Raw genomic sequence first — 26313 nt, 5'->3', positions numbered from 1 at the left:
GGACGCCTCCGCCGCGGACGCCTCCGCCGCGGACGCCTCCGCCGCGGACGCCCCGGCTGCCGACGCCGACCAGGTCCCCGCCGCTCCCGAGGCCTGACCCGGCCCCGCCGGTCCGTTGACGGCGCGCGGGTGACCGTGCGCCGTCAGCGAACACCGGCGGTGACCCGGAACGCACCGTCGCCCCCCGACGCTAGGGTCGTCGAGGCCGTCGTCCCCCGGGGGCGCCGGCGCAGGATCGGCCGGGTGCACCCGGCCAGAGCGGATGGAGCGATGAGCGTGAGCGAGCACCGGCCCGGCGCTACGGACCCGACGGCACGCGGCAACGGCGGTTCGCCGATGGGCCTCGACGACCAGATCTACCAGCGCCTCCTGCGCGAGCGGATCATCTGGCTGGGCGCCGAGGTCCGCGACGAGAACGCCAACGCCATCTGCGCGCAGCTGATGCTGCTGGCGGCCGAGGACCCCGAGCGCGACATCTGGCTCTACATCAACTCGCCCGGCGGCTCGGTGACGGCCGGCATGGCGATCTACGACACGATGCAGTACGTCCAGCCGGACGTCGCGACCGTGGCGATGGGCCTGGCCGCCTCGATGGGGCAGTTCCTGCTCGCCTCGGGCGCCAAGGGCAAGCGGTACGCCACCCCGCACGCGCGGATCATGATGCACCAGCCCTCCGGCGGCATCGGCGGCACGGCGAGCGACATCGCCATCCAGGCCGAGCTGATCCTCAACATGAAGCGCACGCTGACCCAGCTGACGGCCGACCAGACCGGCCAGACGGTCGAGCAGATCAACAAGGACAACGACCGCGACCGCTGGTTCACCGCGGCCGAGGCCCTGGAGTACGGCTTCATCGACCACGTCGTCACCAACGCCCGCGACGTCACCGACGGCGGCGGCACCGACGCCGGCAGCACCGGCGCCTGACCGCCCGCGCACCAGACTCCGAGGAGATCCCATGAGCAACCTCCACCTCCCGGGCGGTGCGGCCGCGCCTGCCCCGTCCAGCCGCTACATCCTCCCGCAGTTCGAGGAGCGCACGGCCTACGGCTTCAAGCGCCAGGACCCGTACACGCGCCTGTTCGAGGACCGCGTGATCTTCCTGGGCGTCCAGGTCGACGACGCGTCGGCGGACGACGTGATGGCGCAGCTGCTGGTGCTCGAGGCCCAGGACCCGGACCGCGACATCACGCTGTACATCAACTCGCCCGGCGGTTCCATCACGGCGCTGACGGCGATCTACGACACGATGCAGTACATCCGCCCCGACATCCAGACCGTCTGCCTCGGGCAGGCGGCCTCCGCGGCGGCCGTGCTGCTCGCGGCGGGCTCGCCGGGCAAGCGCCTGGCGCTGCCGAACGCCCGCGTGCTGATCCACCAGCCGGCCACCGGCGGTGACTACGGGCAGGCGTCCGACATCGAGATCCAGGCCAACGAGGTGCTGCGCATGCGCACCTGGCTGGAGCAGACCCTGTCGAGGCACACCGGCCGCAGCCCGGAGCAGATCCGGCTCGACACCGAGCGCGACAAGATCCTGACCGCCCAGGAGGCGCTCGAGTACGGGATGGTCGACCAGGTCCTGGAGAGCAGGAAGGCCAGCGCCCTCGCGGCCAGCTGAGGCACCGCCGAGGAGGAGGGCGGCGTGTCGTCGCCCTCCTCCTCGGAGCCGCTGACAGACGACTGCCAGTGGTGTTCCATGGGGGAGCAGTGGCCCGCGCCGGCGGGTCCCACGAGGAGGGACTGTCCTGGTGGCACGCATCGGAGACGGCGCGGACCTGTTGAAGTGCTCGTTCTGCGGCAAGAGCCAGAAGCAGGTCAAGAAGCTCATCGCTGGACCGGGCGTCTACATCTGCGACGAGTGCATCGACCTCTGCAACGAGATCATCGAGGAGGAGCTGGCGGAGGCCAGCGAGCTCGGTCTCGTGGAGCTGCCGAAGCCCAAGGAGATCTACTCCTTCCTCGAGCAGTACATCATCGGCCAGGACGCCGCCAAGCGGGCGCTGTCGGTGGCCGTCTACAACCACTACAAGCGCATCCAGGCGTCCGACCCGGCCAAGAAGGTCGAGGAGCCGGTCGACATCGCGAAGTCGAACATCCTGCTGATCGGCCCCACCGGCTGCGGCAAGACGTACCTGGCGCAGACCCTCGCGAAGATGCTCAACGTGCCGTTCGCCATCGCGGACGCGACGGCGCTGACGGAGGCCGGCTACGTCGGCGAGGACGTCGAGAACATCCTCCTCAAGCTCATCCAGGCCGCTGACTACGACGTCAAGAAGGCCGAGACGGGCATCATCTACATCGACGAGGTCGACAAGATCGCCCGCAAGTCCGAGAACCCGTCGATCACGCGCGACGTCTCGGGCGAGGGCGTGCAGCAGGCGCTGCTGAAGATCCTCGAGGGGACGACGGCCAGCGTGCCCCCGCAGGGCGGGCGCAAGCACCCGCACCAGGAGTTCATCCAGATCGACACGACGAACGTGCTGTTCATCGTGGGCGGCGCGTTCGCCGGCCTCGACGAGATGATCTCCGGCCGCATGGGCAAGAAGGGCATCGGCTTCGGCGCCCCGCTGCACGGCTCCTCGAACCTGCCGGACGTCTTCGGCAAGGTGATGCCGGAGGACCTGCTGAAGTTCGGGCTGATCCCCGAGTTCATCGGGCGCCTCCCGGTCATCACGACGGTGGAGAACCTCGACGCCGAGGCGCTCGTGCGCATCCTCACCGAGCCGCGCAACGCCCTCGTCAAGCAGTACCAGCGCATGTTCGAGATCGACGGCGTGGAGCTGGAGTTCTCCGACGACGCCCTCCAGGCGGTGGCCGAGCAGGCGATCCTGCGCGGCACCGGCGCCCGCGGCCTTCGGGCGATCATGGAGGAGGTGCTCCTGCCGGTGATGTTCGACCTGCCCAGCCGCGACGACGTGGCCCGCGTGGTCGTCACCCGCGACGTGGTGCTGAAGAACGTCAACCCGACGCTGGTGCCGAAGGACAAGGCCGCGGAGGGCACGCGCAAGCGCGAGCGCCGCGAGAAGTCCGCCTGAGGCACACCGCAGACCCCTGGCCCCAGCACAGGGCCCCCGGCCGCCCAGCGCGCCGGGGGCCCTGTGCTGTCCCCGTCCCCGCGGCGGCCCCACCTTCCGCGCGGGGCAGCGGACCGGACGCGCGAGATCACCCTCCTCCCGTGGTGATCTTGCACGTCCGGTCCGGGGAGCGACGAGCGGCTCACCAGGTGCGCCGCCGGATGGTCGGAGCGATGCCGAGCAGGTGACCCACCCCGAGCTCGAGGGCCAGGCTGTGGCCGAGCACCTCGCCGCGGCCGACGCCCACGACCGTCCAGCCGTGCTCCCGGGCGAGGCGGTCACGGCGCCTCAGGTCGGCGGCGCGGGCGGCGGGGGACCCGTGGAACTCCACGCCGTCGTACTCGGTGGCCACCTTCCGCTCGCGCCAGCCCAAGTCGAGGCGGTACAGGCCTCGTCCGGCCCGGTCGTGGATCCAGATCTGCGGCTCGGGCCGGGGGAACCCGGCGTCGACCAGGCGCAACCGCAGCCACGACTCGCCGTACGACTCGCTCGCCGGCTCGCACAGCTCCACCAAGCGCCGGGCCCGTGCCACGGACCGCTGCCCCGGCATGCCCGCGAGCCGTTCCAGCAGGGCGTCCGGAGCCGCGGCTGACGCCGCGGTCATGGCGTCCAGCACGGCGAGCCCCATGTGCGGGCGCAGGTGGCGCAGGAGGTCGAGCGCCGTCCGGTCCGGAGAGGTGACGGGCACGCCGTCCACGTCCACGACGTCGCCGGGCAGCAGGAGCGACTGCCGCGCCACGACGCCCGGTCGGCGCGGTGGGGTAGCGCCGACCGGGACGACGCACTCCAGCGGCAGGGGCGCGTCCGCCTGGTCGGGGGCCCGGGGGTCGAAGCCTTGGAGCCACGCGGCGGTGGAGCGGGCCACCGCCGCACCCGGCGGCAGGCGCCGCGCCAGCGCCGCGGCGCGCGCGCCGGTGTCGCCGGCGCAGCGCTCCGCCAGGTACACCCCGCGCACGGGATGCACGACCGCGCCCAGCGCCAGCCACTCGGCCAGCTGCTGGCGCGGGATGCGCAGGCGGTCGAGGTCCGAGCGCTCGAACGGCCCGTCAGGTGGCTGGTCCCAGGTGCGCACGGCGAAGCGTGGCGCGCGCCGGGACCCGGGCGCTGTCGTCGTCCACAGGCGCGGTCCGGACGTGCAAGATCACCGGGGGGACGGGACGTGCCAGATCACCGGGGGGACGGGACGTGCGAGATCACCGGGGGGACGGGACGTGCAAGACCACCGGAGGGGGCGGGACGTGCGAGATCGACGCGGTGTCCTGGTCGTGATCATGCACGTCTGGTGCCTCGACGGACCGGAGCTGCAAGATCACGGCGGGGGAGGGGTCACGCCGGGGCCGGGGCCAGGGCGACCTCGCGCACCGCCACCTCCTCGCCCTCCGCCACCAGCTCCAGCTCCTCCACCCGGCCCGCGGCGCGCAGGTCGCCCGCCGCGGCCCGCAGGTGCACCAGCGCGGCGGCCGGGGCGGTGACCACGACGCGCTCGACCGGCGTGCGCATCGAGACCTTCGCCTCCGACTTCGCCTTGCGCACGCCCGCCAGCGCCTCCGCGACGACGGCGAGGCCGCCCGCGTCGGCGCCGGCCGCGGCGTCGGCCAGCTCGGACGCCGCGGGCCACGCGGCGCGGTGCACCGAGCCGGAGCGCCACCACGACCACACCTCCTCCGTGGCGAACGGCAGGAACGGCGCGAGCAGGCGCAGCTGGACGTCGAGGGCCAGGGCCAGCGTCGCGTGCGCCGAGGCCGCCTCGGCGGCGCCCAGCCCGCCGTAGGCGCGGTCCTTGACCAGCTCGACGTAGTCGTCGCAGAAGGTCCAGAAGAACCGCTCGACCACCTCCAGGGCGCGCGTGTAGTCGTAGGCGTCGAACGCTGCCGTCGCCTCCGCGACCGCCGCCGCGAGCCCGGCGAGCAGGCCGCGGTCGAGGTCGACGCCCACGGCCTGCGCGCCCGGCGCCTGCGCGCCCGCGGGCAGCGCGCCGAGGACGAACTTGCTCGCGTTGAGCACCTTGATGGCCAGGCGGCGCCCGACCTTCATCTGCGCCTCGTCGAACGGGGTGTCCGTGCCGGGGCGGGCCGAGGCGGCGCGCCAGCGCACGGCGTCCGCGCCGTACCTGTCCAGGATGTCGGTGGGCACCACGACGTTGCCCTTGGACTTCGACATCTTCTTGCGGTCCGGGTCCACGACGAAGCCGGAGATCGTCGCCGTGCTCCACGGCAGCGCCCCGTGCTCCAGGTGGCTGCGGACCACCGTGGAGAACAGCCAGGTCCGGATGATGTCGTGGGCCTGCGGGCGCACGTCCATCGGGAAGGTGCGGGCGAACAGGTCGGGGTCGCGCTCCCAGCCGGTGACGATCTGCGGGGTCAGCGAGGACGTCGCCCAGGTGTCCATGACGTCGGGGTCGCCGGTGAAGCCGCCCGGGACACCGCGCGAGGACTCGGTGTACCCGGGCGCGGGCTGCGACCCCGGGTCGACGGGCAGCGACGCCTCGTCGGCGAGGATCGGGGCGTCGTAGCGCGGGGCGCCGTCCTCGTCGAGGGGGTACCAGACGGGGAAGGGGACGCCGAAGAAGCGCTGCCGGCTGACGAGCCAGTCGCCGTTGAGGCCCTCGACCCAGTCCGCGTAGCGGTGGCGCATGTGCTCGGGCACCCAGCGCAGCTCCTTGCCGCGCTGCAGCAGCGCCTCGCGCAGCTGCGGGTCGCGCCCGCCGTTGCGCAGGTACCACTGGCGGCTCGCGACGATCTCGAGCGGCTTGTCGCCCCGCTCGTAGAAGTTCGCCGCGCGCAGCGTCGGCGCCGGCTTGCCCAGCAGCGCGCCCGACTCCCGCAGCGCCGCGACGACGCGCTCGCGGGCGGTGTGGGTGGTGGCGCCGGCGAGCTGCCCGGCGTAGAGGGCGGCGCCCTCGGCGGACGCCGCGGCCAGCCACTCCGGCACCTCGCGCGCCAGTCGCCCGTCGCGGCCGACGACCGAGCGCGTCGGCAGGTCCAGCTCGCGCCACCACGTGACGTCGGTCAGGTCGCCGAAGGTGCAGCACATCGCGATGCCCGCGCCCTTGTCGGGTTCGGCGAGCGGGTGCGCGAGCACGGGGACCTCCACGCCGAACAGCGGCGAGCGCACGGTCGAGCCGAACAGCGGGGAGTAGCGCTCGTCGTCCGGGTGCGCGACCAGCGCGACGACGGAGGGCAGCAGCTCCGGGCGCGTGGTCTCGATGACGACGTCGCCGGACGACCCGGACGACCCGGACGACCCGGACGACCCGGACGACCCGGACGCCCCGGACGCCCCGGACGACCCGGCGCGCGGGAACGCGACCCGGTGGTGGTGGCCGGGGTGCTCGCGGGCCTCGAGCTCGGCCTGGGCGACGGCGGTCTGGTAGGTGACGTCCCACAGGCCGGGGGCCTCGGCGGAGTAGGCCTCCCCGCGGGCGAGGTTGCGCAGGAACGCGCGCTGGGCGACGGCGCGCGCGTCGTCGCTGATCGTCGTGTACATCCGCGACCAGTCCACGCTCAGCCCGACCCGGCGCCACACGGACTCGAAGACCGCCTCGTCCTGCGCGGTCAGCTGCTCGCACAGCCGGATGAACGTCGGGCGGCTGACCGGCACCGGCCGCTTGGGGTCGGGGCTGGACGGCGGCGCGAACCCCTCGCCCTCCTCCGGCAGCGACGGATCGCAGCGCACGCCGAAGTAGTTCTGCACCCGGCGCTCGGTGGGCAGGCCGTTGTCGTCCCACCCCATGGGGTAGAACACCTCGCGCCCGCGCATGCGCTGGTAGCGGGCGACGCAGTCGGTGTGCGTGTAGCTGAACACGTGCCCGACGTGCAGCGAGCCGGAGACGGTCGGCGGCGGGGTGTCGATGGAGAACACCCGCTCGCGGGTCGCCGTGCGGTCGAACGCGTAGGTGCCCTGCTCGCTCCAGACGGCGTCCCACTTGGCCTCGAGGCCCTCGAGGCTGGGCCGCTCGGGCACGCGAGGGCCGGCGGGGGCGGTCGCGGCGGCGTCGGGGGCGGGGCTGTGCTCGGGCATGCGCCCAGTCTCCCAGAGCACCCCGCTCGCTCCGTCAGGGCACGAGCGAGCCGACCGCCCCGCTGAGCAGGTCCTTGCGGTAGACGTCGCGGGCGCCGTTGGCGTCCTCGGCGACCAGCGGCTGCAGCGTCGTGACCAGGACGACGTCCGCGCTGAGCGCCACCAGCGCGCCGTACTCGGCCGGTGTCGTCGCCCCGCCGGCGCCCGGCGCGGGCGAACCGTCCGCGCGGGCCGTGACGAGCACGAGGCCGCCGGTGGCCAGGTCGCGCCGGTAGTGGTCGGTGCGGCCGTTGGCGTCCGCGGGCAGCGCGGCCGCGCTGGTGGAGAAGAACGCGTACCGGCCGGTCGGGTCGAGCGCGAGCTGGTGCTCCCACGCGGTGGTCTGGCCGCTGCCCAGCGCCACCACGGCGCCCGTGGCGACGTCCTGGCGGTGCGCGAGCGCCGCTGCGCCCAGCGCCCCGGGGCTCGTCGTGGTCACCTTCGCGGCGGTGCTGTAGAGCACGTACCGGCCGTCGTCGCTGACCGCGACGTCGCCGGCGTCGCGGGAGACGGCGACCTCGACCACGGCCCCCGCGGCGGTGCGCCCGGTGGAGACCGGCAGCACCTCCCCGGTGAGCAGGTCCTTGCGCAGCAGGGTCGCGGGCCCGTTCGGGCGGCTCGCCGGGAAGAGCGCGTACCGGCCGTCGGGGGTCAGCGCCAGCGCCGGGCCGGCCGCCGCGCGCCCGAGCTCACCGCCCGCGGCGCTGGAGGACACCCGCCGCACCGCGCCCGTGCCCACGTCCTTGGCGAACAGGTCCACGGCGCCGTTGGTGTCGCCCGGCACGAGGTCGGCGCGCGCGGAGTAGAACAGCACCCGGTCGCCGTCGGCGCTGATCGCCACGGACGGGCCGGTCGCGAAGATCGAGGAGCCGGTCTGCAGGACCGTGCCCGCGCTCGCCGAGACCGCGCCCGAGGCCGGGACGCTGACCAGCTGCCAGGCGCCGCTGGCCAGGTCCAGCCGGTAGGCGTCGAGCTGCCCGTTGGTGTCGGACGCCACCAGCGCCGCGCGGCTGGCGAGGGCGAGGTAGCGCCCGTCCTCGCTGAGCGCGACCGCGCTGGTGTTCGTGGAGTCGCTCGCCGTGGCGCCGGCCGGCAGCGCGGCGATGCGGCGCGCGGTGCCCGCGCGGCGGTCGAGCACGTGCAGCTCGTACTGGCCGTTGGTGTCGCCGGCCTCCAGGGCCGCCCGCGTGCCGAGCACGACCCAGCGTCCGTCGCGGGTGGCGGCCAGGCCCGACAGCCCTCCCGCCCCCTGCGCCGGCACGGACGGCGACGGCGGCGGGGACGGCGGGGACGGCGGCGCGGGTGGCGGGGACGGCGGCGCGGGTGGCGGGGACGGCGCGGGCGGGGGCGGCGCGGTGGGCGTGACGGACACCGCGGCCGAGGCGGCGGAGGCGTTGCCGGAGGAGTCCACGGCGACGACGCTCACGGCGTGGGCGGTGCCGTTGACCAGGCCGGTGAGGGAGGCGCTCGTGGTGCCGGCCGGCACCGTCGCCGCGGTCGCGCCGTCGAGCAGCACCCGGTACGCGGCCAGGTCGGCGTCGGCGACGGCCGTCCACTCCACCCGCGCCGACCCGTCGCCAGCGGTCGCGGTGACCCCGTCGGGCACGGCCGGGGCGGTGGCGTCCGCGGGCGTGGCGGCCACGGCGCCCGAGGGCGCGGAGGCGTTGCCCGCGGCGTCCACCGCGACCACCGCCACCGCGTGCGCCCTGCCGTTGACCAGGCCCGTCAGCGTCGCGGTGAGCTGCCCGGCCGGCACGGTCACCGCCACGGCGTCGTCGACGAGGACGCGGTAGCCGGCGACGTCGCCCTCGGGGACGGCGCTCCAGCGCACGACCGCCGAGGCGTCGCCCGCCTGCGCGGTGACGCCGGTCGGTGCGGACGGCGGGGTCCGGTCCGCGGGCGTGACGCGCACCGCCGCGCTCGCGGCGGAGGTGTTGCCGGTGGCGTCGGTGGCCCGCACGGCCACCGCGTACGTCGTGCCGTTGACCAGCCCGGCCAGGGTCGCGCTCGTGGTGCCGGCGGGCGCGGTGCGCACCACGGCGCCGTCGAGCAGGACGTCGTAGCCCGCCAGGTCGGCGTCCGGCACCGCGCCCCAGCTGAGGGAGAGCGAGCCGTCGCCGCCGGAGGCGCCGAGCACCTCCGGCACCGCGGGAGCGGTCGTGTCCACCGGGGTGGCGCGCACGGGCGCCGAGGGCGCGGAGGCGTTGCCCGCGCCGTCCAGCGCCACCACGGTCACCGCGTACTCGCGGCCGTTCTCCAGCCCGGTCAGCGCGGTCGACGTCGTCCCCGCGCCCACCTGCGCGGCCACGGCCCCGTCGAGGAGCACCCGGTACCCGACCAGGTCGGGATCGGTCACCGCGGTCCACGTCACCGTCAGCGAGCGGTCGCCGGCCGTGGCGGCCGCCCCCACGCCCGTGGGCGTGCCCGGCGGCGTCGTGTCGACCGGCGTCACCTCGACCGCGGCGCTGGCCGCCGAGGTGTTGCCGTGCCCGTCGACGGCCACGACGCGCAGCCGGTAGGTGCTGCCGTTGGTCAGGCCCGTCACCGTCGCGGACGTCGCGGGCGCGTCGACGCCGGCGGCGACGGCGCCGTCCTCGCGCAGCACCGAGTACCGGACGACGTCGAGGTCCGGCACCGCCCGCCAGCGCACCACCGCGCGGGCGTCGCCGGCCTGGGCGCTCACCTCCGCCGGGGCCGCCGGGGCGGTCAGGTCGGTGGGGGTGGCGCGCACGGCCGGCGAGGCGGTGGAGGCGTTGCCGGCGGCGTCCACGGCCACGAGGGCGAAGGCGTGCTCGCGGTCGTTGACCAGGCCGGTGGCGGTGTGGCTGCCGGCGGTGCCCGCCAGCTCGGCGACCCGGACGCCGTCCTGCAGCACCCGCACCCGCGCGGTGTCGGCGTCGGTGGCCGGCGTCCACGTCAGGTGCACGCGCGCGTCGCCGCGCGCCGCGGCCAGCCCGGTGGGCACGGGCGGGGCGACGTCGTCCACGGGCGCGGCGAGGACGGCGGCCGAGCGGGCGGACTCGTTGGGGTGGACGTCGCTGGCGCTGACGGCGACGCCGTAGGAGCGGCCGTTGACCAGCCCGGTCAGCGTCGTGCTCGTCGCCGGGGCGGCCACGCTGCGGGCCAGGACGCCGTCCAGGTACACGTGGTACGTGACGGGGTCGGGGTCGACGACCGCGGACCAGCTGACCGCCAGCGACCGGTCGTGCCCCGCGGCGCTCACCCCGGACGGCACCGGGGGCGGCGTGAAGTCGAGGAGGCCGTGAACGGGGGCCGCGTCGTCCAGGCGCACGACGCCGGACGGCGCGCCCTGCGGACCCGGCGCGCCCGGCAGCGCGACGGCGGCGACGACGGCCACGGCGAGCAGCGGCGCGAGGGCGCGCGCGAGGACGGAGCCGGCGGCGGTCGGGCGCGGGACGGGCATGCGGCTGCATCGGTCGCGCGCGACCCGCCGGTGAGGGCGCCCGCTGCCGCTCGCGGGAGCGACCGCCCGATCGGCCCAGCACGGTCGGCCCGGCGCAGTCGGCCCGGCGCGGTCGGTCCGGCGCGGTCGGTCCGGCGCGGTCGGTCCGGCGCGGGCGGCCGTGGTGGGATGGCGGCGTGGACGGCGCGCTGAGGGCAGTGGTCACCGGGGCGAGCTCGGGCATCGGGGCGGCGACGGTGCGCCGGCTGCGCGCCGAGGGTTGGTCGGTCCTGGCCGTGGCCCGCCGCGAGGAGCGCCTGCGGGCGCTGGCCGCCGAGACCGGGTGCGAGCCGTGCCCGGCCGACCTCACCGACCCGGACGACGTCGCCCGCGTCGCGCAGGCGGCCGGTGCCTGCTCCGCCCTGGTCAACAACGCCGGCGGCGCGGTCGGCACCGACCCCGTGGCCACCGGCGACCCCGCCGACTGGCAGCGGATGTTCGACGTCAACGTCCTCGCGACGCTGCGCGTGACGCAGGCGCTGCTGCCGGCGCTGCGCGCCAGCGGCCGCGGCGACGTCCTCGTGATGAGCTCGACCGCCGCGCACGTCGTCTACGAGGGCGGCGGCGGGTACGCGGCCGCCAAGCACGCGGAGGGCGCGCTGGCGCGCACGCTGCGCCTGGAGCTGGCCGGCGACCCCGTGCGCGTCATCGAGATCGCGCCGGGCATGGTGCGCACCGAGGAGTTCTCCCTCAACCGCTTCGGCGGCGACCGCGAGAAGGCCGACGCGGTCTACGCGGGCGTGAGGGAGCCCCTGACCGCCGAGGACGTCGCCGACTGCGTGGCGTGGACGCTCACGCGCCCGCACCACGTCAACGTCGACCTGCTCGTGGTGCGCCCGCTGGCGCAGGCGGCCCAGCACAAGGTCGTGCGCGAGCCGTAGGCGCCCCGGGCCCGGCGCGTCGGCGGCCTCGGCGTCAGGCGGGCTCGGTCCCGGCGACGACGTCCCCGCGCGTGCCGGCGAGGGCCTGACCGACGCGGCCGATCACGTCGTCCGGCGCGCCGGCGCCCTGCAGGGTGAGGACCAGGTGCTCGACGACGCGGTCGAAGTCCCCGTCCGTGACGCGCAGGCCGGCGTGCGCGGTGCGCAGGTCCCGGCCGTCGTACTCGACCGGCCCGCCCATGACCTGGGAGACGAGCAGCGCCTGGTGGCGCTCGAGGCGGGCGAGGTCGACGCCCGCGAAGTAGGGCGCGAGCGCGTCGTCGGCGAGCACCCGCTGGTAGAAGGCGTCGACCACCTCCGCGACCGCCGGGCCGCCGCCCACCCGCTCGTAGTCGCTGGGGGCGCTGCGCGGGTCCTCGACGCCGTTCGTCATCAGGGCAGGAGCGTCGCGGGGACCCGCGCCGGGTGTCAAGGCACCGAGGTCACGGGCCCGGTCAGCCCGGGGCGGCGTCCAGCTCGGCCGGTCGGGGTGTTCGGGTAGCCTGGACCCCACAGGCGTCGACCCGGCCATCACCGGCGAGCCTCCGGAAGAACAGCGGCCCGCTCGGGCAGCTCACTAGACCCGGACGGGTGCGGCCCGTGACAGCCGTCGACGAGCGGTCGCCGACCGCGCGCGAGCGCCCAGCACGCGCGCGGCCGGCGGCAAGCGGGGTGGTACCGCGGCGCGCCCGGCCTCCTGGGCGCCGTCGTCCTCGCACCAGACCGGAACTGCAAGATCACGGGCAGCGGTGGCGAGGAGCAGCACATGGCGTACCCCCTGGCGTCGGCGGCGGGCAGCACGAGCGTCCCGGCGTCCCCGCGCTTCCCCGAGCTCGAGGACGCCGTGCTGCGCTACTGGCAGGAGGACGGCACCTTCGAGGCCAGCATCGCCGCGCGCCCCGAGGGCGAGCGCGGCGCGAACGAGTTCGTCTTCTACGACGGCCCGCCCTTCGCCAACGGCCTGCCGCACTACGGGCACCTGCTGACCGGCTACGTCAAGGACGTCGTCCCGCGCTACCGCACCATGCGCGGCCGGCGCGTCGAGCGCCGCTTCGGCTGGGACTGCCACGGCCTGCCCGCCGAGGTCGAGGCCGAGCGGCAGCTGGGCATCACGCGCAAGTCCGAGATCGAGCAGATGGGCGTCGCCCGGTTCAACGAGGCGTGCCGCACCTCGGTGCTGCGCTACACCGCGGAGTGGGAGCAGTACGTCACCCGCCAGGCCCGCTGGGTGGACTTCGCGAACGACTACAAGACCCTCGATCTCGACTACATGGAGTCGGTGATGTGGGCCTTCAAGACCCTGTGGGACAGGGGGCTGGTCTACGAGGGCTTCCGCGTGCTCGCGTACTGCTGGCGCTGCGAGACGCCGCTGAGCAACACCGAGACGCGCATGGACGACGTCTACCGCCAGCGCCAGGACCCGGCGGTCACCGTCGGCCTGCGCCTGGCGGGCGCGGGCGGCGGCGAGGACGGGGGCCCGCTCGCCGGCGCCCACGCGCTCGTCTGGACGACGACCCCGTGGACGCTGCCGAGCAACCTGGCCGTCGCGGTCGGCCCGGACGTCGACTACGTCGTCGTCGAGCCCGCCGAGGGCGCCTTCGCGGGCCGGCGGTTCGTGCTCGCGCAGGCGCGCCTGGGCGCCTACGCGCGCGAGCTGGGCGCCGAGCCCGCCGTGCTCGCCCGCCTCAAGGGCGCCGACCTCGTCGGGCGCCGGTACACCCCGCCGTTCGGGTACCTGACCGGGCGGCGGAACGCCCACCAGGTGCTCGCCGCCGACTACGTCACCACCGAGGACGGCACCGGCCTGGTGCACCTCGCGCCCGCCTTCGGCGAGGAGGACAAGGCCGCGTGCGACGCCGTCGGCATCGAGACCGTGGTGCCCGTCGACGGGCGCGGGCGCTTCCTCGACCTCGTCGCCGACTACGCCGGCCAGCAGGTCTTCGACGCCAACCCGAGCATCATCCGCGACCTGAAGGCGGGCACCGACGGCGTCGTCGCCCCCGGCACGGTGCTGCTGCGCCAGGAGACCCACGACCACCCGTACCCGCACTGCTACCGCTGCGGCAACGCGCTGATCTACCGCGCCGTCTCCTCCTGGTTCGTGGAGGTCACGAAGGTCCGCGACCGGATGGTCGAGCTCAACCAGGACATCACCTGGGTGCCCGAGCACGTGCGCGATGGCTCCTTCGGCAAGTGGCTCGAGGGCGCCCGCGACTGGTCGATCAGCCGCAACCGGTACTGGGGCAGCCCGATCCCGGTGTGGGTCAGCGACGACCCGGCGCACCCGCGCGTGGACGTCTACGGCTCCCTCGACGAGCTCGAGCGCGACTTCGGGGTGCGCCCGGCCGACCTGCACCGCCCGTTCGTCGACGAGCTGACCCGCCCGAACCCGGACGACCCCAGCGGCCGCTCGACCATGCGCCGGGTGCCGGAGGTGCTCGACTGCTGGTTCGAGTCCGGGTCCATGCCGTTCGCGCAGGTGCACTACCCCTTCGAGAACCGCGAGTGGTTCGAGGAGCACCACCCCGGCGACTTCATCGTCGAGTACATCGGCCAGACCCGCGGCTGGTTCTACACCCTGCACGTGCTCGCCACCGCGCTCTTCGACCGGCCGGCGTTCCGCACCTGCGTCTCCCACGGCATCGTCCTGGGCGACGACGGGCGCAAGATGAGCAAGAGCCTGCGCAACTACCCCGACGTCGGCGAGGTCTTCGCCCGCGACGGCGCCGACGCCATGCGCTGGTTCCTCATGTCCAGCCCGATCCTGCGCGGCGGCAACCTCGTCACCACCGAGCAGGGCATCCGCGACGGCGTGCGCCAGGTGCTCATCCCGCTGTGGAACGCCTGGTACTTCCTCGCCCTGTACGCGGGCACGGCCCGCTCGAACGGGCAGGACGGGCAGGACGGCGCTCAGGGCGGCGGGGTGGTCGGGCGCTGGCGCACCGGCTCCCCGCACGAGCTGGACCGCTACGCGCTGGCCAAGACCCGCGACCTGGTGGCCGGCGTGCAGGCGCAGATGGACGCCTACGACGTCGCGGGGGCGTGCGAGAGCCTGCGCGTCTTCCTCGACGTGCTCACCAACTGGTACGTGCGCCGCTCGCGCGAGCGGTTCTGGGCCGAGGACGCCGACGCGATCGACACCCTGCACACGGTGCTCGAGGTGGTCTGCCGGGTCGCGGCCCCGCTGCTGCCGCTGACGACCGAGGAGGTCTGGCGCGGCCTGACCGGCGGGCGCAGCGTGCACCTGGCCGACTGGCCGGACGCCGCGGACCTGCCCGCCGACGACGCGCTCGTGTCCGCCATGGACGCCGCCCGCTCGGCGTGCTCGGTGGCGCTGGGCCTGCGCAAGGCCGCCGGCCTGCGGGTGCGCCAGCCGCTGGCCGAGCTGGTCGTCGTCGTCCCCGGCGCGCAGGCCCTCGCGCCGCTGACGGGCCTGGTCGGGGACGAGGTCAACGTCAGGGCGGTGCGCCTGCTCGACGTCGAGGACGCCGACGCGGAGGACTTCGGCGTGCGCCAGAGCCTGACCGTCAACGCCCGCGCGGCCGGCCCGCGCCTGGGCCGCCAGGTGCAGCTGGCCATCCAGGCCGCCCGGGCCGGCTCGTGGGAGGTGGACGAGACCGGCGCCGTCGTCGCGGGCGGCATCGACCTGCAGGAGGGCGAGTACGAGATCACCACGGTCGTCGACGAGGCGGCGCGCGGGGAGCGGGCGACCGCGACGCTGCCTGGCGGCGGGTTCGTCGTCCTGGACACCGCGGTCACCGAGGAGCTGGAGGCCGAGGGCTGGGCGCGCGACGTCGTGCGGGCCGTGCAGGACGCCCGCAAGGGCGCCGGCCTGCACGTGGCCGACCGCATCGCGCTGACCCTGACCGTGCCGGCCGCGCGCGAGGCGTGGGCGCGTCGCCACGCCGCCCTGGTGGCGCGCGAGACTCTCGCCGAGCGGGTCGACCTGCGCGTCGGCGCCGGCGACGACGTCGCGGTGCGGGTGGCGCGGGCATGAGCGGCGCCGACCCCGCCGCCGACCCCTCCGCCGACCCCTCCGCCGGCGCCGCTCGGCCGTCGCCGGAGGACGCCGGCGCCCGGCTGCGCGCGGTGCACGCCGAGCTGCTGGCGCGCACGCCCGAGAGCGCGGTGCAGCCGCGGCTGCAGCCGGTGCGCGAGGCCCTCTCCCTGCTCGGGGACCCGCACCTGGCCCACCCCGTGGTGCACGTGGCCGGCACGAACGGCAAGACGTCCACCGCGCGCTTCGCCGAGCGGCTGCTGCGCGAGCTCGGGCTGCGCACGGGCCGCTTCACGAGCCCGCACCTGACTCGCGTTCCCGAGCGCATCAGCGTCGACGGCGAGCCGCTGTCGGACGAGGCGTTCGCCGACCTGCACGAGGACGTCGCCCCCTACCTCGCCATGGTCGACGGCCGGTTGCGCGCCGCGGGGCAGGTGCCGCTGACCTACTTCGAGGCGCTGGCGGTGATGGCGTTCGCCGCGTTCGCGGACGCTCCCGTCGACGTCGCCGTCGTCGAGGTGGGCCTCGGCGGCCGGTGGGACGCGACGAACGTCGTCGACGCCGCGGTCGCCGTGATCACGCCGGTGTCCCTGGACCACACCGAGCTGCTCGGGGAGACGGTGGCGGAGATCGCCGCCGAGAAGGCCGGGATCATCGCCCGCGGCGCGGTCGCGGTGCTGGCCCGGCAGCCGGTCGAGGCGGCCGAGGTGCTGCTGCGCCGCGCCGCCGAGCAGGGCGCGACCGTGGCGCGCGAGGGCCTGGAGTTCGGCGTGCGCTCCCGCGAGGTCGCCGTCGGGGGCCAGGTGCTCGCGCTGCAGGGCCTGGCCGGCACGGTCTACGAGGACGTCCTGCTGCCGGTCTTCGGCGCGCACCAGGCGTCGAACGCGGCGGTCGCCGTCGCCGCGGTCGAGGCGCTGCTCGGCGGGCAGGGGCTGGACCCGGACGTCGTGCGCGCCGCGCTCGCGGACGCCTCGTCCCCGGGGCGCCTGGAGGTGGTGCGCCGCAGCCCCACGGTGCTCGTCGACGCCGCGCACAACCCCGCGGGCGCCGAGGCGCTCGTCGCGGCGCTGGAGGACAGCTTCGACTGCACGCGGCTGGTCGGCGTCGTCGCGGTGCTCGAGGGCAAGGACGCCGCGGGCATCCTCGACGTCCTCGAGCCGGCGCTGGAGGAGGTCGTCGTCACCCGCTCCGCGTCGCCGCGGGCGATGGACGTCGACGACCTCGCGGAGGTCGCGCGCGACGTCTTCGGGGAGGACCGCGTGCACGTGGCGCCCCGCCTGGACGACGCGCTGCAGGTCGCCGTCGACCGCGCGGAGTCCGAGGCGCCGGGCGGCCTGGGCGCGGGCGTGGTCGTGACCGGCTCGGTCACCCTCGTGGGCGAGGCCCGGGTGCTGCTGCGGGCCGACCGGTGAGCGAGCCGGCGGGAGGGTCCCCGGCGCCGGAGGAGCTCGAGGTGCCGCCGCCGGTGATGACGGCGCGGCTGGCGGCGACGGTGCTGCTCATGGAGGCCCTCCTGGCGTTCTTCGCCACGCTGGTGGCCTTCGCCCTCGTGGCCGGTCAGGGCGGCCTCGGGCGCGGGCAGGTGTGGGTCGTGGGCCTGGCCCTGGCCCTGGCCTTCTTGGTCGCGGCCGGCCTGGTGCGCCGTCCCGGCGGGCTGGTCGTCGGCACGGTGCTGCAGGGCGTGCTGATCGCCACGGGCGTGGTCGTGCCGGCGATGTTCCTCGTCGGCGCGCTCTTCGCCGGGCTGTGGCTGTGGATCGTCTCCGTGGGGCGCCGCATCGACGCCGACCGCCGCCGCTGGGCCCGCGACCTCGCGGCGCAGCAGGCCCGCTCCCGCCCACCGGACCCCGGCCCGCCCGCCTGACCCCCTCGTCCCACCCGCGGTGATCTCGCGTTCCGGCCCGTCCTCGTCCGCGCCACCACCAGGGCTGCCGGTCCGCTGCACCGGAACCGCATGATCACGACGAGGACGGCGGGAGCGTCACGCGCCGGGTCGGCGCCAGGCGGGGGAGCGGGCCCCCAGGTCGTCGAAGACCTCCCGGTTCAGGCGGTAGCCGCCGGCGACCTCGGCGATGACCAGCTCCTGCTCCGCCGGCGACCACGGGGCGGCGTCGAGCAGGCGGCGGTAGCGGTCCCGGTAGGGCTTGGGCGCCACGCCCGGGAAGTCGTAGGAGCGCAGCCCCTCCCCGGAGGCGCCGTACGCCCGCTCGAGCAGGCGCCGGATCACCTGGCCGCCGGAGAGGTCGCCGAGGTAGCGCAGGTAGTGGTGGGCCACGAAGCCCCCGGGCCAGTCGAAGGCGACCGCGCGCAGCCGCTCCACGTACCGGCGCGTCGCCGGGCTCGGCTGCAGCAGCGCCCGCCAGCCGGGCCCGGCGAGGGAGCGCAGGTCGGCCTCCAGCGACGGCAGGCGCCGCAGCGCGTCGTCGAGGAGGGGCGCGACCACGGGGTCGTCCCGGTGGGCCGCCCAGGCGTCCTCCAGGACGGCGTAGACCAGGTGGTTCTGCGCCAGCAGGGCCACGTGGGCGCCGCGCGCCAGGCGCCCGGCCAGCAGGTCGTCCACGAAGCCGGCGCCCTCGGCGTCCGCGTGGGCGGCCCGCGTCGCGGCGCGCAGCCGGGCGGCGAACCCGGACGCCGGCGGCGTCGGTGGGAACGCGCCCGGCGGCCCCGCCTGCGGTGAGTTCACGCGTCCTCCCCGGTCGGGCCGGTGCGCCGCCGAGGGGCACCGGCGGCGCCGCTATCGTGCAGCGCGCCTGGGGACCCGCGGTCCCCGTCCCCCACGACAGGAGCCGCCCGGTGCCCGACCCGCAGACCCCCGCGACCGAGCGGACCCTCGTGCTCGTCAAGCCGGACGGCGTCCGACGCGGCCTGGTCGGGCAGGTGCTGGGCCGCATCGAGGCCAAGGGCTACCGGCTGCTCGCCGTGCAGCTGAGCACTCCGGAGCGCTCGGTGCTGCAGGAGCACTACGCCGAGCACGAGGGCAAGCCGTTCTACGAGCCGCTGCTGGAGTTCATGTCCTCCGGGCCCGTGCTCGCCGCCGTCGTGGAGGGCCAGCGGTGCGTCGAGGGGTTCCGGTCCCTGGCCGGGGTCACGGACCCGACGACGGCCGCGCCCGGCACGATCCGCGGCGACCTCGGCCGCGACTGGGGCGGAGCGGTGCAGCAGAACCTCGTGCACGGCTCCGACTCCCCGGACTCCGCCGCCCGCGAGATCGGGATCTGGTTCCCCGGCTCCTGAGGAGCCCGGCCTCAGCGCCGCCCGGCGCGCGGCGGCGCTCAGGCCGGTGCCGGGGTCAGCGTCCGCGCGTAGACGACGAGGTTGTCCTCGTAGTGCCCGCTGGCGCGGTCGAAGGCGCCGCCGCAGGTGACCAGCCGCAGCTGCGGCCCGGGCGCGGCCCCGTAGACGACGTCGCTGGGGAAGGCCGTCTTCGCCACCTGCTCGGCGCCGGTGACGACGAAGTCCGCGGTGGTGCCGTCCGTGCGGCGCACCTGCACGGCGTCGCCGACCTCCAGCTCGTCGAGGTCGGCGAAGACGCCGGGGCCGCCGGTGGAGTCGACGTGGCCGGCGATGACGGCGGGGCCCCTGGCGCCCGGCGCGGGACCGCCGGTGAACCAGCCCGCCACGGCCGCGTCGGCCGGCACCTCCAGCGCACCCGAGGCCGTGGTGCCCAGCGGCACGAGCGGCGAGGCGATCCCGAGGTCCGGGATGACCAGCTCCGCCGGCGCTGCGACGTCCTGCGCCGCCGGCGCGGCCGCCAGGGCCGCGGCGAGAGCGGTGCCGAGGGCACCGGCCTCGCCGGCCGCGGGCGCCGGCGAGGTGGCCACGACCGGCGCGCTCGCCCCGCCTCGCGCGGGAGCGGCCGCCGTGAGCACGGCGGCGGTGACGGCCACCGCGCCCGCGGCGGTCGCCGCCGCCGCCACGGCGGTGCCCACCGCGCGCGGCAGCCGGGGCCGTGCCGCCGGCGCCCGGTGGCGGGCCGTGCGCGCCCGCCGGACCGGGAAGGGCATCAGCGCGAGGCGCTCGCGCGCCGCCGGTGCTGCAGCGCGAGCGCGCCCGTGCCGGCGAGGGCCAGCGCGCCGCCGCCGGCCGCCAGGGCCGCGGACGCCGCGCCGTCCTGTCCACCGTCCTGCCCGCCGGCGAGGCCGCCGAAGCCGGTGTCGGCGCCGCCGACCGGCTGCACCCCGGCACCGGTGGCGTCCTCGATCGCGCGCACCTCCAGGCCGCCCTGCGGGGCGTCGAGCACGAGGAGGGTGTACACGTCGCCGTCCCCGAGCTCCACGGGCGTGTCGGACGGCGGTCCGCCCTGCGCGCCGGCGCGCACGGTCACGTCCCCGGCGGGCACGTCGACGTAGCCGGTGGGCTGGGAGAACGCGGCGTCCTCGGCGAGGGCGGGGCCGCCGACGACGCCGACGTCCAGCTGCTGGGCGGCGCTGGCGGCCGGCACCACGCGCACGCGCGCCGTGCCCGGCGCGGCGGGGGTGATGTCGTCCTGGATGGCGCCCAGGCGCGGGGCCTCGGCGGTGCCGAGGCCCGCGACGGTGTACGCCTGCCCGGCCCGGGCCTCGAGGGTGCCGCTGAGCACGGGCGGGGAGTCGGGCGCGGCGCCGACGGGGCGCACGGAGACGGAGTAGTAGCCGACCGGCAGGGCCGCGTAGTCCGTCACGGCGCCGTAGGTCGCCTCGGGCACGAGCTCCAGCGGCTGGGTGCTGCCGTCGTAGTCCGTCAGGACGGCGCTCATCACCATCTCGCCCAGCTCGGGGACGAGGTGACCCACGCGGACGTACGCGGTCTCCTCCCCGCTCGTGCGCGCAGCGGCGGCGCTGGCCGCCGGGGCGAGCGCGAGCGCGGACGCTGCCAGCGCCCCCGCGGCAGCGGTCCGGGCGCGGCGTCGCTGGGTCATCGGTCCCTCTCCGTCAGGCCGCTGGACAGCAGCACTGTGCGCCACCGAGCGTGGTAGCTCGGTTGCTCAGAGTAGGACGAAGGGGGACGGAGCGCCTCCCCGGCCCCCGTCCCGGCCCCGTCTCCGCCGTCCGTCCCCGTCCCCGGGTCCGTCCTCGGGTCCGTCGTGGCGGCGGTCACGCCGGGGGCGGCAGCTCCACGACGAGCTGGCGCACCCCCGCCGGGGAGGTCTGCTCCGCCGTGGTCGGGCGCACGTCGGGCTGCTGCGCCGCCAGCTCCTCGACCAGGACGGCGAGGGCCTGCGGGTCCTCCCCGAGGGGCCGGCCGCCCAGCCCGTCGAGCACGGCCGCGCGCCGCGGCGCGGAGCAGTCCGGGACGGCGGGGGCCGGGACCTCGGCCACCGACAGCCGCCGGTCGGCGGCCAGCTGCGCCAGCAGCGCCACCAGGCGGGCGTCGACCGGCGCGGTCAGCAGCGCCTCCCGGGCCGCTGGCGACAGCTGCACGCGGGGGTTGGCCGCCAGGGCGGCCACCGCGGCGGACGGCGCGGGAGCGGGCGGCAGGGTGTCCAGCGGCACGCTCGTCGCCGTGGCGCCCGCGCCGCTGTCCGTGCCGCTGTCCGTGCTGCCGGTCGTCGCCGGGGCGGACGGCGCGCTGCTCGCCCCGGCCGCCGGGGGGCACGCCGCGGACGGCGCCGACCCCGCCGACGCCGCCGGCTCCGTCGCGGCGGGCGACCCCGTCGGCGTGGCGCCCGGGGTGGCGCCCGGGGTGGTGCTCGCGGCGGCCGAGGTCGCCGGCAGGGAGCGCAGGCTCGCCGTCCACACGGGCACCGCGACCGCTGCGGCCAGGGCCGCCGCCCCGAGGGCGAGCGGGGGCGCCGGGCGCCGCGCGGGCCGGGCGCGCTCCGCCCCGGCGCGGGCAGGAGTCGCCCGGGCGGGAGCGGCGCGGTGGGAGGGCGCCCGGTCCGGTGCCGGGCCCGGCACCGGACCGCCCAGGCGCTGCCGCACCGCCTCGACCGCCCCGGCGACGACGAGGGCCGCCAGCGGCAGCGCGGGCACGGTGCTCGCGACCGGCAGGTCGAGCGCCAGCACGAGCACCGGCACGAGCAGCAGCGCCAGCCCCGTCAGCCGCAGGCCCGGCACGACGAGGCCCACCACGGCGGTGACCAGCCCGAGCAGGGGCAGCAGGGGGTCCAGCTGCACGACGGCGGCGAGCGCGCCGGCTCCCGTGGCCCGGTGGCCGGCGACCGCCGCGCCGCGCGCTGCGGCCCCGCCCGCGAGGACGGCGGCGGTCCCCGCCAGCGCCAGCGCCGGGGCCGACAGGTCCTCGCGGCGCCTGGCCGCCCGCCGCGGCCCGCCCCGCCTCCCCGCGGCCGCGGCGACGGCCAGCGGGGCGGCGAGCACGGCGAGGGAGAGCAGCGCGGGCACGCCTTCCCGCGCGCCGTCCTGGGCCGCCGCCCGCGCGGCGACGCCGACCGGTGACAGCGCCGCCAGCGCGGCGGCCAGGGCCGCCGCCCCCGTGGACAGGCGGAGCACGACGGCGACGGCGAAGGCGGCGGCGACGCCCAGCACCTGCAGGGCGAGCGCCTCCCAGCCGCCGGCGAGCGGGCCGCCCTGGCCGAGCGCCTGGGCGGCCAGGGCCACGAGCGCGACGGCCGCCACGACCGCGAGGCGCCGCCCCGCGGCGCCGTCCAGCAGCCCGTGGGGCGGGAGAGCAGGCGGAGGACGCCGCCCGCGCGGCGAGGAGCCGCCCTCCGGAGGAACGACGGACATGCAGCGGGCCTCCCGGCGGCGGGTGAGGAGGCGATGGTCGCTCGCGCCCCCGCCCCGCCGCACACCGGGGCCGGGCGGGGCGGGAGCGGTAGGGTCGGTCGAGGTCGACGCCGGAGGAGGCACGCAGGTGACGCAGACCGCGGGCGCTGGCGAGGAGGTCGCCGGCGGGCGGCGCACCACCTACCTGCTGGTCGACGGCGAGAACATCGACGCCACCCTCGGCATGAGCGTGCTCGGCCGGCGGCCCCAGCCGGAGGAGCGGCCGCGCTGGGACCGGGTGCGCGACTTCGCCACCGAGGTCTGGCAGCAGCCGGTGCGCGCGCTGTTCTTCCTCAACGCCACCTCCGGCACGATGCCGATGAGCTTCGTGCAGGCCCTGCTGGCCATGGGCTACCGGCCGCTGCCGCTGGCCGGTGGGCCGGGAGAGAAGGTCGTCGACCTCGGCATCCAGCGCACCCTCGACGCCCTGCTCCCGCGCGACGGCGACATCCTGCTCGCCAGCCACGACGGCGACTTCCACGAGCACATGGCGCGCCTGCTGCAGGGCCCGGGCCGCCGGGTCGGACTGCTGGGCTTCCGCGAGTTCGTCAGCTCGACCTTCGGGGACCTGACCGCCGACGGCCTGTCGGTCTTCGACCTCGAGGACGACGTCCGCTGCTTCACCGGCGTGCTGCCGCGGGTGCGCGTCATCCCCCTCGCCGAGTTCGACCCCACCCGCTATCTCTGAGGACGGGGCGGACGCGCCGGACGCGGCCGTGCTCGCGCAGCGCGGGCACGGGGCCGGCTCAAGGTCGCGGTCGTGCCATGCGATACTGCGGGTGGTCGTCCGGTGCGCCACACCTGCCGGTCGACCCGACGACGTCCTCGCCGCCCTCCGAGGTGACCGACCTGGCGCCGCGGCCACCGACCCGGTGGTGCGACAGGCGCAGGGGTCCCCGTGCGGGTGGCCGGCACGGCGCCAGACCTCCTGGTGCCGCACCGGGCCGTGGTCGCGCCGTGGCGGCCCCGCTCCTGCGCCCGACGCGCAGCGCCGCGCCCGCCCGGCCACCAGACGACTTCCACCGCCCGCGGGTGGTGGCTGAGCTCTCGAGCGGTGCCGATGGTGTGGCCGGCCCGCCGGGACGGGGGTCCGTGTGACCACGAACGACGTTCCTGCCGACGGCGACGCGACGGCCGCAGCGGAGGGCCCTGCTGCGGAACGGCCCGAGCAGCAGCCCGAGCAGGCGCCGGCGCGCCGGACGCGGCGACGCGCCGCCAGCCGCCCCGCCGGCCCTCCGGCGGCCACCGAGGCCGCGGCGGCGAGCAGCCGGGAGACCGGCATCCCGCTGCCGGCGGACGAGGCCGCTGCCGAGGCGACCCAGCTGCCCCAGGAGCTGCCGATCGCGCTGGGAGGCGAGCAGCAGGCGCCGTCCGCGCCGCCCGTCGACCGGGGCGAGGAGCAGGACGGGCCGGGCGAGCCCGCCGAGGACGGCGCGCCGTCGCCGACCGCCTCGCCCACGACCCTCCTCTTCCAGGCCCCGGAGCCGGCCGCGCTGCCGCGCCGGCGCCGCGCGGCCAGCCGTCCGGCCGGCCCTCCGCAGCCCGCGGTCGCCGAGGTGGCCCCCACCACCCAGCCCGCGGTCCCGCCGGAGCCGCCGCACGACGCGCTGCCCGCCGCCGCGACCGGCCTGGCCGTCGCGCCGGTCGTCGCGCCCGGCGAGACCGCTCCGGAGGCCGCCGCCGACGACGACGTGCGCAGCACCGTGGAGGGCACGGCCGAGGACGACGCCCTCGGAGCCGATGCGGACACCGACGCGGAGGTCGGCACCGACGTGGACGCCGACGCGGACGCCGACCTGGATGCCGACACTGACACTGACGCGGACGCCGACGCGGACGCCGACGAGGAGGCCGCCGAGGGCGACGAGCCGAGCGGGCGCGGCCGCCGCTCTCGCCGCCGACGCGGGGGCCGGGGCCGGCGCCGCCGCTCCGAGGAGCCCGCGGACGCGGACGAGACCGACGTCGACGCCGAGCCGGACGCCGAGGCGGGTGTCGACGCGGACGCCGAGGACGGCGCCGCCCCGGCGCCGTCCGGTGCCGCGGACGTGGCCGAGGCGATCAGCGCGGACCTGCAGGCCCTGCAGGCCGCCCGCGGCGGTGAGGTCGCCGAGGGCGAGGCCGCGGACGAGCAGGACGCCGAGGCGCCGGACGCCGAGGAGGAGGCCGGCGGCAGCCGTCGCCGTCGCCGTCGCCGCCGCAGCCGCGGTGGGGGCGAGGCCGGCGAGACCGAGGTCGAGGACGCCGACGAGGAGGCCCCCAGCGGGCGCTCGCGCTCCCGCTCGCGGCGCGGCTCCGCGAGCGAGGACGTCACCGCCGTCAAGGGTTCGACGCGGCTGGAGGCCAAGCGCCAGCGCCGCCGCGACGGGCGCGACTCCGGCCGGCGCACGAAGGTCATCTCCGAGGCGGAGTTCCTCGCCCGGCGCGAGAGCGTCGAGCGCACGATGGTGGTGCGCTCCTCCGCCGGGCGCACGCAGGTCGCCGTCCTCGAGGACGGCGTGCTCGTGGAGCACTACGTCGCCCGCAAGCAGCACACGTCGATGATCGGCAACGTCTACCTCGGCAAGGTGCAGAACGTGCTGCCGAGCATGGAGGCGGCCTTCGTCGACATCGGCCGCGGCCGCAACGCCGTCCTGTACGCCGGCGAGGTCGACTGGGACGCCGCCGGCCTCTCGGGCCAGGCCAAGCGCATCGAGTCGGCCCTGAAGTCCGGCGACCCGGTGCTCGTGCAGGTCAGCAAGGACCCCGTGGGCCACAAGGGCGCCCGCCTGACCAGCCAGACCTCCCTGCCCGGCCGCTACCTGGTGTACGTGCCCAACGGGTCGATGACGGGCATCTCCCGCAAGCTGCCGGACACCGAGCGCGCGCGGCTGAAGAAGATCCTCAAGCAGGTCGTGCCCGAGGACGCCGGCGTCATCGTGCGCACGGCCGCCGAGGGCGCCAGCGAGGAGGAGCTGGCGCGCGACATCGCCCGCCTGGCCGCGCAGTGGCAGGAGATCTCCAAGCGCGCCAAGCAGGTCAACCCGCCGACCCTGCTGCACGGCGAGCCGGACCTGACGATCAAGGTGGTCCGCGACGTCTTCAACGAGGACTTCTCCACGCTCGTCGTCTCCGGGGACGACGCCTGGGGCGCCATCAAGCCCTACGTCGACGCCGTGGCCCCCGACCTCTCCGAGCGCGTCGTCCGCTGGGACGGCGACGGGGACGTCTTCGCCGCCCACCGCGTCGACGAGCAGATCGCCAAGGCCCTCGAGCGCAAGGTGTGGCTGCCCTCCGGCGGCTCCCTCGTCATCGACCGCACCGAGGCGATGACCGTCGTCGACGTCAACACCGGGCGGTTCACGGGCTCCGGCGGCAACCTCGAGGAGACCGTCACCAAGAACAACCTCGAGGCCGCCGAGGAGATCGTGCGGCAGCTGCGGCTGCGCGACATCGGCGGGATCATCGTCGTCGACTTCATCGACATGGTCCTCGAGTCCAACCGCGACCTCGTGCTGCGCCGCCTGCTCGAGTGCCTCGGCCGCGACCGCACCAAGCACCAGGTCGCGGAGGTGACGTCCCTCGGGCTCGTGCAGATGACCCGCAAGCGCGTCGGGCAGGGGCTCCTCGAGGCCTTCGGCGAGACGTGCGAGCACTGCGCGGGGCGCGGCGTGGTGCTGCGCGAGGAGCCGGTCGAGCACGCCCACCACCAGGACGCCGCCGCCGGCGAGCAGGGCGGGCGCGGCAACGGCGCCCGCTCGCGCGGAGACGCCGTGCGCGACGCCGTCCGGGAGGCGATCCACGAGGTCGCCCAGGCCTCCCGGCTGGCGCACCGCCAGGAGCAGCCCGCCGAGCAGCCCACCGAGCAGCTCACCGAGCAGCCCACCGAGCAGCTCACCGAGCAGCCCGCCGACGTCGTGCCCGAGCCCACCCCCGCCGCACCCGAGCCCGCTCCCACCCCACCCTCTCCGGAGAGTGCGGTCGAGCGGGCCGAGCCGGAGGTGGGCGGCACCGAGCAGGCCGCCGTCAGCGGCTCGGCCGCCGGCGACACCGAGCTCGACGCCACCCGGCCCGTCGAGCAGCGCTGACGCACCGGCCGCACCGGCCGCACCGGCCGCAC

The 26313-nt window shown here is 76.7% G+C and carries 18 protein-coding genes; 10 read left to right on the top strand and 8 right to left on the bottom strand.

Features of this window, described 5'->3' with window-relative positions; all coding sequences use genetic code 11:
- Positions 1-270: 270 nt before the first annotated feature.
- The 3 genes from BLS82_RS01185 (at position 271) to clpX (ending at position 3035) form a co-directional block, all read left to right on the top strand.
- Complete coding sequence (locus BLS82_RS01185) at positions 271-927, top strand: ATP-dependent Clp protease proteolytic subunit (protein ID WP_092860893.1); 657 nt, start codon at positions 271-273, stop codon at positions 925-927.
- A gap of 31 nt (positions 928-958) precedes the next feature.
- On the top strand, positions 959-1618 hold the full coding sequence (locus BLS82_RS01180) for an ATP-dependent Clp protease proteolytic subunit (RefSeq protein WP_092860891.1): 660 nt from the start codon (positions 959-961) through the stop codon (positions 1616-1618).
- A gap of 130 nt (positions 1619-1748) precedes the next feature.
- Positions 1749-3035 (top strand): ATP-dependent Clp protease ATP-binding subunit ClpX, encoded by a 1287-nt coding sequence (clpX, locus tag BLS82_RS01175; protein WP_092860889.1) that lies wholly within the window; start codon positions 1749-1751, stop codon positions 3033-3035.
- 181 nt (positions 3036-3216) lie between these two features.
- On the opposite strand, the gene BLS82_RS01170 is transcribed toward clpX, so the two are convergent.
- From BLS82_RS01170 to BLS82_RS01160, 3 genes are all read right to left on the bottom strand, one after another.
- Positions 3217-4146, bottom strand: coding sequence for a type IV toxin-antitoxin system AbiEi family antitoxin (locus BLS82_RS01170; protein WP_143028698.1), 930 nt, complete (start codon positions 4144-4146; stop codon positions 3217-3219).
- A gap of 254 nt (positions 4147-4400) precedes the next feature.
- Positions 4401-7094, bottom strand: a complete 2694-nt coding sequence (gene valS / locus BLS82_RS01165) for a valine--tRNA ligase (RefSeq protein ID WP_092860885.1) — start codon at positions 7092-7094, stop codon at positions 4401-4403.
- Between the two features lie 34 nt (positions 7095-7128).
- Positions 7129-10557, bottom strand: coding sequence for a fibronectin type III domain-containing protein (locus BLS82_RS01160; RefSeq protein WP_092860883.1), 3429 nt, complete (start codon positions 10555-10557; stop codon positions 7129-7131).
- A 176-nt stretch (positions 10558-10733) separates the two neighbouring features.
- Between BLS82_RS01160 and BLS82_RS01155 the strand changes: the two genes are divergently transcribed.
- Positions 10734-11477, top strand: coding sequence for an SDR family oxidoreductase (locus BLS82_RS01155; protein WP_176818864.1), 744 nt, complete (start codon positions 10734-10736; stop codon positions 11475-11477).
- Positions 11478-11511: 34 nt separating this feature from the next.
- Here the strand turns inward: BLS82_RS01155 and BLS82_RS01150 are convergent, their stop codons facing one another.
- Positions 11512-11910 carry a group I truncated hemoglobin gene (locus BLS82_RS01150; RefSeq protein WP_092860881.1) on the bottom strand — a complete coding sequence of 133 codons (399 nt, stop codon included), beginning with the start codon at positions 11908-11910 and terminating at the stop codon, positions 11512-11514.
- 372 nt (positions 11911-12282) lie between these two features.
- Here BLS82_RS01150 and ileS point away from each other — a divergent pair, with 372 nt between their 5' ends.
- From ileS to BLS82_RS01135, 3 genes are read left to right on the top strand one after another with little or no spacing between them, the layout of a single operon-like run.
- The gene (gene ileS / locus BLS82_RS01145) at positions 12283-15513 is read left to right on the top strand and encodes an isoleucine--tRNA ligase (RefSeq protein ID WP_092860879.1); all 3231 of its coding nucleotides are present in this window, start codon (positions 12283-12285) and stop codon (positions 15511-15513) included.
- Positions 15510-16925, top strand: coding sequence for a bifunctional folylpolyglutamate synthase/dihydrofolate synthase (locus BLS82_RS01140; protein WP_092860877.1), 1416 nt, complete (start codon positions 15510-15512; stop codon positions 16923-16925). The genes ileS and BLS82_RS01140 overlap by 4 nt, the downstream gene beginning before the upstream one ends.
- A 41-nt stretch (positions 16926-16966) precedes the next feature.
- The gene (locus BLS82_RS01135) at positions 16967-17377 is read left to right on the top strand and encodes a DUF4233 domain-containing protein (protein ID WP_092860875.1); all 411 of its coding nucleotides are present in this window, start codon (positions 16967-16969) and stop codon (positions 17375-17377) included.
- A gap of 117 nt (positions 17378-17494) precedes the next feature.
- On the opposite strand, the gene BLS82_RS01130 is transcribed toward BLS82_RS01135, so the two are convergent.
- Positions 17495-18196 (bottom strand): biliverdin-producing heme oxygenase, encoded by a 702-nt coding sequence (locus tag BLS82_RS01130; RefSeq protein ID WP_092860873.1) that lies wholly within the window; start codon positions 18194-18196, stop codon positions 17495-17497.
- Between the two features lie 110 nt (positions 18197-18306).
- On the opposite strand from BLS82_RS01130, the gene ndk reads away from it, so the two are divergent.
- Positions 18307-18747, top strand: coding sequence for a nucleoside-diphosphate kinase (ndk, locus tag BLS82_RS01125; protein ID WP_092860871.1), 441 nt, complete (start codon positions 18307-18309; stop codon positions 18745-18747).
- Positions 18748-18785: 38 nt separating this feature from the next.
- On the opposite strand, the gene BLS82_RS01120 is transcribed toward ndk, so the two are convergent.
- The 3 genes from BLS82_RS01120 to BLS82_RS01105 form a co-directional block, all read right to left on the bottom strand.
- Positions 18786-19517, bottom strand: coding sequence for a class F sortase (locus BLS82_RS01120; RefSeq protein ID WP_092860870.1), 732 nt, complete (start codon positions 19515-19517; stop codon positions 18786-18788).
- Positions 19517-20410, bottom strand: a complete 894-nt coding sequence (locus tag BLS82_RS01115) for a DUF4397 domain-containing protein (protein ID WP_092860869.1) — start codon at positions 20408-20410, stop codon at positions 19517-19519. The genes BLS82_RS01120 and BLS82_RS01115 overlap by 1 nt, the downstream gene beginning before the upstream one ends.
- A 175-nt stretch (positions 20411-20585) precedes the next feature.
- The gene (locus BLS82_RS01105) at positions 20586-22178 is read right to left on the bottom strand and encodes a hypothetical protein (RefSeq protein WP_143028696.1); all 1593 of its coding nucleotides are present in this window, start codon (positions 22176-22178) and stop codon (positions 20586-20588) included.
- A 127-nt stretch (positions 22179-22305) separates the two neighbouring features.
- On the opposite strand from BLS82_RS01105, the gene BLS82_RS01100 reads away from it, so the two are divergent.
- Complete coding sequence (locus tag BLS82_RS01100) at positions 22306-22905, top strand: NYN domain-containing protein (RefSeq protein ID WP_092860864.1); 600 nt, start codon at positions 22306-22308, stop codon at positions 22903-22905.
- A gap of 406 nt (positions 22906-23311) precedes the next feature.
- Positions 23312-26281 (top strand): Rne/Rng family ribonuclease, encoded by a 2970-nt coding sequence (locus BLS82_RS01095; protein ID WP_092860862.1) that lies wholly within the window; start codon positions 23312-23314, stop codon positions 26279-26281.
- The last annotated feature ends 32 nt before the right edge of the window (positions 26282-26313 follow it).

Origin of the sequence: Quadrisphaera sp. DSM 44207 (genome assembly GCF_900101335.1) — a bacterium.
Taxonomy (GTDB): domain Bacteria; phylum Actinomycetota; class Actinomycetes; order Actinomycetales; family Quadrisphaeraceae; genus DSM-44207.
Note: the sequence above shows the minus strand (reverse complement) of the source record. Positions and strands in the feature narration are given on the sequence as shown.

Excerpts from the sequence above, each read along its gene's own strand:
- BLS82_RS01185 (WP_092860893.1), top strand. The coding sequence starts at position 271 with ATGAGCGTGAGCGAGCACCGGCCCGGCGCTACGGACCCGACGGCACGC.
- BLS82_RS01180 (WP_092860891.1), top strand. The coding sequence starts at position 959 with ATGAGCAACCTCCACCTCCCGGGCGGTGCGGCCGCGCCTGCCCCGTCC.
- valS (WP_092860885.1), bottom strand. The coding sequence starts at position 7,094 with ATGCCCGAGCACAGCCCCGCCCCCGACGCCGCCGCGACCGCCCCCGCC.
- BLS82_RS01160 (WP_092860883.1), bottom strand. The coding sequence starts at position 10,557 with ATGCCCGTCCCGCGCCCGACCGCCGCCGGCTCCGTCCTCGCGCGCGCC.
- BLS82_RS01150 (WP_092860881.1), bottom strand. The coding sequence starts at position 11,910 with ATGACGAACGGCGTCGAGGACCCGCGCAGCGCCCCCAGCGACTACGAG.
- ileS (WP_092860879.1), top strand. The coding sequence starts at position 12,283 with ATGGCGTACCCCCTGGCGTCGGCGGCGGGCAGCACGAGCGTCCCGGCG.
- BLS82_RS01140 (WP_092860877.1), top strand. The coding sequence starts at position 15,510 with ATGAGCGGCGCCGACCCCGCCGCCGACCCCTCCGCCGACCCCTCCGCC.
- BLS82_RS01120 (WP_092860870.1), bottom strand. The coding sequence starts at position 19,517 with ATGCCCTTCCCGGTCCGGCGGGCGCGCACGGCCCGCCACCGGGCGCCG.
- BLS82_RS01115 (WP_092860869.1), bottom strand. The coding sequence starts at position 20,410 with ATGACCCAGCGACGCCGCGCCCGGACCGCTGCCGCGGGGGCGCTGGCA.
- BLS82_RS01105 (WP_143028696.1), bottom strand. The coding sequence starts at position 22,178 with ATGTCCGTCGTTCCTCCGGAGGGCGGCTCCTCGCCGCGCGGGCGGCGT.